Below are 9,125 nucleotides of genomic sequence, written 5' to 3' on the forward strand. Positions count from 1 at the left end.
CCATTGCTTATCATATTGCTTAAGTTCTAACGCTTTTTTTTCCTTTTTAGAAAAGCAATTTTTTCCGGTCTGAAGATGGAATTCAGGGTCCTTTTCTTTATAAGTTGTAAAAGGAAAAATAGAAAGCCTTTTCTCCTTAAATTTTGAACGCAGAGCTTTTATTTCGGTTTGAGGAAGTTTTAAAAGCAGGCTGAGCTCTTCGCAGCTCTTTCCTCTATCAAGTCCCATTAAAATTTGAGCTTGCTTTCCATACACATTTTTCTGATCTGCAAGCTGTGCACAAAAAGCTCTTTCTTTCAGGCTAAGGAAGGTTTTCTCAGGAAGGTTTTCCATGAAAAGAAAAGCTCTCTCGAACTTGGAAAATTGGCTCTCAGCCAGGTTGTAGTGCTTGAGAAGGAGGCGCCGGATAATTTCTAGATCTTCTGATCTTCCTTCACTTTTAAGCTCAACTTCAAACTCATTGTAGTTCTTTTCCTTACCTTTACTTTTCAGGCTGACCCGATCCAGGTAAGTTTCAGCTATAAGCTTTTTTCCCATTTTTACTTGGCGAATTACCCTTTTCTGTTTAAGGGACAGCAGCGGTAAAAGGTCAAGTCCTGCCGTAAACTCGAAAATCAGGTTTTTAATACGGGAGTCAGGACATGCAAGCACTGAGGTTCCTTCAGGTAGAAAACTTACATGCTCTTCTCGCTTGTGAGTTCCGCCTTCGAAACCTCCCAGGCTTTTAATAGTTATCCAGCTTCCGTCTTCCCCATACGCTTTTCTGACCCGCAGATAGTATCCAGAAGCCATAATAGCCCGGTTCTCAGTATCAAAGAAAATATCTTCATTTAACTGGATTTTTGCCTCTGAAAGAGAGTATGAAGCCAGCTTTGAGAGGCTTTCAAGGGCTTGAAAATCCGTTTCTTCCTTTACCAGAAATTTAGATTCTATCTCCATACTATCTTTCCAGCCCGGGTTTTTCTTATGATTAAAGGATTATGATTAAATTACAGATATATGTTTAAAACTACAGTTAAATTAGTTGAGATGCTATATATCTCAGAACCTCTAAAGGATTATTTTTTCTAAACTATTTTTCTGAGTTGTTTTTATAATTACTACTCAAATCTTTATAAATAAATCTAATTTTATTCTTTTTATCTGTTAAAATTAACCAATACACACTGTTTTCAAATTAATTATATACTAATTCTTTTATAAAACCACTTTAATATAAATCTTCTAAAAATGACTAATTAATTAAATTATATGTTGAATAACAATTCAAAAAAGCTAAATGCAGTAAAGCAATATTTACTAAAAATTTAGAAAAAACAGCAAGGATATTCTCAAAATTCAGTTTCTCAGGAATTTAGTTTATAGATACTATCTGAATTTCCCTTACTAAGTATTTATCCAGTAGAGTCTCGTTTGATTACTTATAGATTATTCCATTAGATTGATAGAGAATATTCAATTTAAATTGATAGAGAATGTTCCATTTAAATTGATATATATCATTTAATTCAGAATGCAGAACTATCTTATTTCCTGCACTGTAACCAGTTAAGCTCCTTTCCCAGCCGAAAATAATTTTACAGCCCCGAGCTTTCATACTATTGAATTTTTAATATTGACAAGCTTTCAATTATTAATGATAACGGATTAATGATTTATGGAGTAACTTCCCTTGACAGGTAATGACATACTATTCTGGGATGAGACCCTATTTAAGGACCCGTCGGTACTTGAGCCTGACTATCTTCCTGATTATTTTCCCCACAGGGAGTCACAATTGAATGGGCTTAGATTTGCGCTCAAGCCAGCCCTGCGCGGTATGCGGCCTTTGAATTGTTTGCTGGTAGGTCCTCCCGGAACAGGAAAGACCAGTGCAGTTATGAAGATATTCAGAGAAGTTGAAGCCCATGCGACTGGTGTCGTTACCGTCAAAGTCAACTGTCAGATTGATTCCACGCGCTTTGCAGTAATGTCCAGGATTTACAGGAAGCTTTTTGGAATCTCTCCTCCCAATTCAGGAATTGCGTTCAGGAAGATCTTTGAAACCGTTGTTAATTTTCTCGTCTCATCGGAAAAAGTTCTTCTTGTTGCTCTTGATGACCTTAATTATCTCTGTTACGAGGGACATGCCAATGAAGTGATGTATTCGCTGCTGAGAGCGCATGAGCAATATCCTGGAGCAAAGATAGGAGTAATCGGGATCGTAAATGATTCTGCTGACCTCTACTGCCTGGATTCAAGAGTGAATTCGGTTTTTCTGCCTGAAGATATTCCTTTCCCGAGATACGGAAGTGCCGAAATTCTCGATATTCTCAAAGATCGGGTAAAATATGGCTTTTATCCGAAGGTAATTTCTGATGAGTTACTAGAACTTGTGGTCTCATATGTAGAAAGGACTGGAGACCTCAGGGTTGGAATTGATCTTCTAAAACGTTCCGGTTTTAATGCCGAACGCAGGGGAAGCCGTACAATCTCTTCTGAAGATGTGGAAAAAGCGTATGAAGCTTCCAAACTGCTTCATCTGTGCAGGGGTATAAGTCTCCTGTCCGGTCCTGAAAAACATCTGCTTGAGCTAATAGCAAAAAGAGGAGAAATCCAGGCAGGTGAACTTTACAAATCTTTCCATGAATTAACCCAACTTGGATATACTCGATTTTATGGTATTGTCAACAGGCTCCAGGTACTCAACTACATAGATGCGGACTTTACCGGCAAGGGCCAGAGAGGCAGGACGAGAATTATAAAAACAAAATTCAGGGCTGAGGATATTCTTAATTGCCTTAAAAAAGGCTGAGCCTTAAAATAACTACCTAAAGACCTACATTAAGGACCTAAACCCCAACCACGCTACCCCGCAATTTATTGCGGGACATCCCCAGCGTTTCTGTGTCTTAAATCATCTTTTATTCTGATGTTTTTCATCTCATTTAGATCTCGTACTCTGCATGTCTAATCATCGGTATCAAAGTGTATCTCAATAAAGTGGAAAGTGATATAGATAAGCAAGACTCATTCTAAAGCGGGGATGAGGTACAGATAGACAATTCTTGGAACGAGCTTCATACCTTTAGTGTACTTTATAAGTATAGGGCCCTCAAAAAATGATTCACTTTTCAAGGGTTAATAAGCCTTATCTCGTGAATTGTATTTGGTGCTAGTGCTCCCCCAATAAAAGTACGGATGATAAAGAATTTATTTTCCATTAAAGAAATTAAATATTCTTAACTTCCATTTTAAGGTTTTTTAGTCCTTATTTTAAACATTTAATTTTGTAAAACGGAGTCAGTTGCCAGAATTTCAAAAAAATGTGATTTGTCAAAAAATAAAGCTCTAATCCCATCCATCTATTATTTTTAGAGTTTAATCGGGTGTATTTTCCTCTAAATTGGATTTTAAGAATGTACTTTTATTGGGGGAACTCTGGTTATATATCTATTACCTAAAATAAGAATTCTGAATCCTTAGTTTACACACTAATTTTGGAGGACCCTAATAAGTTAACAAATCTCACCGTTCAGGCAAGGGTTCTAGGCGTGAAATTTGAGCAAATTGAAAATATACCGAAATAACAAGCGTTTAGGAATTTCCAGTTCTAGGCTCACTCATGCATATTGAAAAAGGTCTGAATTGGCATATATTAATATTCTTTCCTGAGAAAAGTGTGAGAAGCCTCTCTCTGATCTTCTCAGGTGAAGAGAGAGGAATAGACCCAACTGATACTATCAACTGATCTTTAATGGAAGAAATCAGTCATATCCTTGCAGGAACTTATGTAACTGCACTTTCAAATTTTCTGGATCTCAACATTTTAATCTCAACGTCTTATACGATGTACGATATGTTTGGCTCTATCCTGAATTCTTTGCTCACGGAAATGAGTTGTAAGACAGACTTCGCCCTCCTGCTCAATGCGGAGTTTTTGATAAAAGAAGAGGAAATTTATGGAAATATTTTAACTTTGTTTGATCCTGCTTCACTAGATAGTCTGTTAAAAAGAATTAATGGAATGCTTTACCAGAAATTTGGTCAACCCGAGATATAATTTTTAATAAATATTTAAGAAGAATTTAAATTCATTCTTGAAAAATCTGGCAGTTGTGCCTGATTTCATAGAACCAAATACTTTGTGAATAAACTAAGATCATTTATATATCACTTCTAAATAAGTTATAAATAGTTTGTAAATAACTTTTAACTAACTTCTAAACCAGAGAATTTTCTAAACTACGAGGGTTTTCGATTTGACCGACTCAGGCATAATTGTAGTGGGAATAGGAGCCTGTGCATTAGCAAGGAGTCCGGTTAAAATTAAAACTTTCGGATTGGGCTCATGTGTAAGTATAACACTCTATGATAGGAAAGAGAGAATGGGAGGGCTTGTCCATGCGATGCTTCCTAGTATAAATCATGCAAGGATAAAAGATAAACCTTCAAAATATGCAGATTCCGGAATAGAGTATCTGGCAGCTGAGATGGTAAAAAAAGGCTCTTCCAGAAAAAGGCTCGAAGCAAAACTTGTCGGAGGAGCACATATGTTTGAAAACCAAAATATAAGTATAGGTGAAAGAAATATAGAGTGGGCCAAGAAAACCCTGGAAAGGCTTGAAATACCAGTTATAGCCGAAGATATTGGCAAAAATTACGGACGCACAGTAACCTTTGATACTTCTACAGGCAACCTCCTCGTAAGAACTATTTTGAGAGGAGATAAAATAATCTGAAAGAACTAATTTGTTTTATATCCAACCTGTTTTTACTTTTGCTCGTTTTTATCTTTTTACTTGTTTTTGTCTTTATACATTTTCTTTATTCAATTTTCATCTTTACTCAATTTATATTTTTATACAGTTTTTACTAATTCTTTTTATTTTCGATTATTGAAGTTATGTTTAAAAATATTTTTGAATATGTAAACTAGTCATTTTTTCAAAATAATACATTTTTTAATTAATTTTTGTTTCTTCGCCTTTTCCCTGAAAAATTATATATCTGATATAAATATTATAATTGACATTATTAGCCCCATTAATAAAGAAGAGAGAATAAAAGTAACATAAAACATTAAATATATAATAAAAATATTAAATATAAATAAAAACATTAAATGTATATCTGAGGCTAAATCTAAGGTAAAGTAGCACTTTGAGTACATTTTGAGTACACTCTTAGTATTTTTTAAGTATACTTTGGGCAACACGCTAAATATACTTTAAGTTAATACTGTGAGTACACTTGAAGTACACATTAAGTACACTTTATAACACTCTTAGCACTACTCTCAACTCTTTGAGTAATCCTCTGAGTAAATATTTTATTCTAAGTTATTCTGTAGATATCTGGAAAGTTCTGAAAGCTTATCGAAGACGAAAATCAGAGAAAATCAAACCTGATCATTCGTAAGCTAATTTCGAAATAGCAACAATAAGCAAATGAGAGATTTTTATGGAAATCAACGGAGTAGAAATCGAAGATACATATGCAGAAGCGTTTCCGATCAAGATTGCACGGGTACTCATAACAGCTGCTACTAAACGCTGGGCCCTTGTAGCAGCTACTGAAGCTACAGGCTTTGCAACATCTGTGATAATGTGTCCTGCAGAAGCCGGAATTGAGAGGTTAGCAAGTCCTAGCGAGACCCCTGATGGCAGGCCTGGAGTTTATGTACAGATCTGCACTTTCAAATACGAAGCTCTGGAAGAGCAGCTACTTGAAAGAATTGGGCAGTGTGTACTTACAGCCCCTACAACTGCAGTATTCAATGGGCTTCCTGAAGCTGAAAAACAGTTTAACGTAGGTTTTAAACTCAAATTCTTCGCAGACGGTATGGAATCGGAAACTCAGATTGCCGGTCGCAAAGTGTATAAAGTCCCAATTATGGAAGGAGACTTCCTGACCGAAGAAAATATAGGAGCCATAGCTGGAATTGCAGGTGGAAACTTCTTCATCTTTGGGGATTCCCAGATGACTGCGCTGACCGCAGCTGAAGCTGCTGTTGATGCAATTGCAGAGCTTGAAGGTACAATTACCCCATTCCCTGGCGGCATTGTAGCCAGCGGCTCCAAATCCGGAGCAAACAAATACAAATTCCTGAAAGCTACTGCTAATGAGAAATTTTGCCCTTCCATAAAGGATAAGGTTGAGAACACTGAAATCCCGGCAGATGTCAACGCTGTTTATGAAATCGTTATCAACGGCCTTGATGAAGAAAGCATAAAAGCTGCCATGAAAGCAGGAATTAAAGCCGCTGTAACTGTTCCAGGTGTTAAGAAAATCTCTGCAGGAAACTACGGTGGAAAGCTGGGTAAATATCAGTTTAAATTGCATGAGCTCTTCTGAGCTCAATAATTCCTTTTTTATTTATTTATTTATTTATTTATTTATTTATTTATTTATATTATTCAGCTCAGTACCAGAACCCAGTGCAACGTCAACAGTAAGATGTTGTATAAAATTGAGTGTTAATTCTGACGATTGAATTTCTCTTACGAATTAAAATTTTCAATCAAGAATGTAAAACCACTAGATTTTGGAACATAATCCACTACTCTCTCCACTCATCCTCTTTACTCTTCACTTATCTTTTTCATATCTTAGTCAACATTCCTTTTGTATTTCAGTCCACGGATTCTTTTTACGTCCTAATTGACATATCCTTTTCACATCAGACCCATTTTTGATATTTCAGTTAATTCTTCTTTTCACGTAGCTTTTTATTTTCCCAGAAAAAGTTACTTTTAAAACAATTCATTTTCAAGAAAATTTGTATTCTAAGAAAATAAGTGATAGAAAATAAGTGATAAAGGGAACAAACTTAATTAACTCGGTATTTACAGAAGCTTATTTTTATGTTCTACAAAACTAAAAAATGGAAGTGAAAATCTGAACAGAGCAAAAACCAATTACTTAATAGACCTTGCTCTGACAATCTTCTTTTTAGTAGTTGCAAGCACAGGGCTATTCATGTATTTTTTTATACCTTCAGGAATTCCAAGAGGGAAATATGTTGTATATATGGGGTTAATGAAAGCTACCTGGCTCTGGATACATAGTAAAGCTGGAATTTTGATAGTGATTCTCGTAATTATTCATCTTATTCTGCACAGGCAATGGATTGTACATACTACTAAGAGCTTTTTTAGAAAGGGAAAGAAAGATGTTATTTGTAAAGGAAAAGGTGACTGAAGAAGCCCTATATGAAAAATATAAAGGAAAAATTAGAAGAATATGAAGGAAAGAGTAAGAAATAAGTAAAGAAATGAGTAAAAAAGTAAAGAAATAAGTAAAAAAGTAAAGGAGCGGGTAAAAAATAAAGAAATGAGTGAGAAAAAAGAATTTCCCGTAAGAAGGATCCTTAAAAAAGATTAATCAAAATTCAGAATATTATTAAATCTTCAAGTCACTTATCAAACATTCAAAGTCCAATTGCATGGAAGCCGGCAAGGAGAATATCCCTCGGATCAATGCCAGTAACCTGCATCATGACATAAGCTCCAAGGAAAGTTCCTGTCATACTTCCTAGATTTGCAAAGCTAGCAACAAGGAGAACTCTCATGAACCTATTTTTGAACATCTCCCTGAAGGTTTCTATTCCTGCTAGGGCTTTTATATCTGCGGTGGTAGGGTTTCTCTGTTTTGCTTCTACAAGCCCAGCAAACCAGCCTGCGGCAATTAGCGGGTGCAAAGTAGTTAGCCAAGCAACCGAAAAGGCGGTCAGAACTGAATAAGGATGGCCGCCTGCTAGCAGAGTACCAACTGCACTCAGGGTTCCTGTAATAATAAACCACCATCCAAAAGCCATCAAAAGGGTGTTCAGCGGAACGCCGGAAAACATCAGTAGTAAAAAGAATCCAACTATAACGGCAACAAAAGCAAAACCAACAACTTTTCCCAGGCTTATACGTTTCTTTGGAACCTGCATAAGACTATTCAGGGAAGGAACGCTTTTTGGATTCTTCAGGTACTTAATTACCCCTGGCTTGTGCCCAGCTCCAATTACCACGACAACAGTTTTATTTCCACCTGCCGCAACCTTAAGGATGCTTCCTGCAAGATATGCGTCCCTTTCATCAATGAGAACCTCAGCTGCGGTCGGGGCAAAATCTCTGAGCTCATTTACAAGGCCAGTAACAACATCACTTTCTGTAATTTTATCTATATCAATTTCGGTTCCTTTTCCAATTCCTATGAGGCCACCTAGCAGCGAGCCAATCATCTTGACTTTTTCCAGGAATTTCATCTTTCCCCAGAAACGCTGAAGGGTAACCTGAATATCCCTGTCAATTAAGGCAACTTTGGCTCCAATAAACTCGGCTTCCTCTATAGCGGAAAGCATCTCGGCTCCGGGTTTTACACCCATGTCATCACCGATCTTCTTCTGAACATAGGCAAGCAGCCAGTGAATAATATAATAATTGACCTTGCCTTCAGAGAGAATTTCCTTGATAGGAACCTGCTTCTCCTGCACATTACCCTTCAGTGAATCATAACGTCCCCTGCAAAGCTCGACAGCTACAATATCCGGCTTTAGATCTCTGATAGCAGCCTTGACCTCGGCAACGCTCTTTTCCGAGACGTGGGCGGTTCCTATAAGCACAATTTTTGACGGCTGGTATTCATCCTGACAAGCATCCGATACTTGGGGAGGTGAAGGAATTAAAACTTCGGAAGCTGAATCAGGAACAGATTCTGCAATAATTTCGGAACTTATGTCAAGCTCTCTTTCAAGCTCGCCAGTTTTTGTTTGGAATGCCGGCACAGAAGTTTTGTCTTCCTCCGGCATGTTAATTGAAGAACCAGAAATTTTAGACTTTCCAACAGAAATGGTGTTTTCTGCGGATTCGGTCATAAGTTTGTCCATAGAATATATTGACTCCTGAGATGAACTATGAAAACTGTAGTCAGGATCCTTGTCCTGAGAATCTGTAATTTCAGGTTTGTCCATTGTTAATCTCTCTGCTGCGACGAGTTAAAGTGACGCGTGAGGTACATACACTTGAAGGATAACCTTTAATCGAATGAGCAGTTAGAGCCTTCAGATAAAACAACTAAGCTATAAAAGAACTTAGTATAAGCAGATAATTAAGTGGTGGTAATTATCTGCCAGGAATTTATATTTTGCTGCCTTC

The 9,125-nt window shown here is 36.7% G+C and carries 7 protein-coding genes; 5 read left to right on the forward strand and 2 right to left on the reverse strand.

What is annotated here, in order from left to right; translation table 11 throughout:
- A partial coding sequence (locus tag BP861_RS14870) for an inorganic triphosphatase (protein ID WP_292376777.1) occupies nucleotides 1–939 on the reverse strand: 939 nt, incomplete at its 3' end.
- Nucleotides 940–1,672: 733 nt separating this feature from the next.
- Here BP861_RS14870 and BP861_RS14875 point away from each other — a divergent pair.
- From BP861_RS14875 to BP861_RS14895, 5 genes are all read left to right on the forward strand, one after another.
- Nucleotides 1,673–2,794: an ORC1-type DNA replication protein gene (locus BP861_RS14875; protein WP_292376778.1), complete on the forward strand. Its 1,122-nt coding sequence runs from the start codon at nucleotides 1,673–1,675 to the stop codon at nucleotides 2,792–2,794.
- 942 nt (nucleotides 2,795–3,736) lie between these two features.
- Entirely contained in the window at nucleotides 3,737–4,042 is a 306-nt protein-coding gene (locus BP861_RS14880) for a hypothetical protein (protein ID WP_292376779.1), read from the forward strand.
- A gap of 199 nt (nucleotides 4,043–4,241) precedes the next feature.
- A complete protein-coding gene (locus BP861_RS14885; RefSeq protein ID WP_292376780.1) occupies nucleotides 4,242–4,721 on the forward strand; it encodes a chemotaxis protein CheD in 480 nt (159 codons plus the stop codon).
- Nucleotides 4,722–5,442: 721 nt separating this feature from the next.
- Nucleotides 5,443–6,336: a formylmethanofuran--tetrahydromethanopterin N-formyltransferase gene (gene fhcD / locus BP861_RS14890; RefSeq protein ID WP_292376781.1), complete on the forward strand. Its 894-nt coding sequence runs from the start codon at nucleotides 5,443–5,445 to the stop codon at nucleotides 6,334–6,336.
- Between the two features lie 570 nt (nucleotides 6,337–6,906).
- Nucleotides 6,907–7,182, forward strand: coding sequence for a DUF4405 domain-containing protein (locus tag BP861_RS14895; protein WP_394339185.1), 276 nt, complete (start codon nucleotides 6,907–6,909; stop codon nucleotides 7,180–7,182).
- A gap of 229 nt (nucleotides 7,183–7,411) precedes the next feature.
- Here BP861_RS14895 and BP861_RS14900 read toward each other — a convergent pair whose 3' ends face one another.
- A complete protein-coding gene (locus BP861_RS14900; protein ID WP_292376783.1) occupies nucleotides 7,412–8,941 on the reverse strand; it encodes a TraB/GumN family protein in 1,530 nt (509 codons plus the stop codon).
- Nucleotides 8,942–9,125 lie beyond the last annotated feature (184 nt).

The sequence above is a fragment of the Methanosarcina sp. UBA411 genome, from assembly GCF_002495725.1.
Lineage (GTDB): Archaea > Halobacteriota > Methanosarcinia > Methanosarcinales > Methanosarcinaceae > Methanosarcina.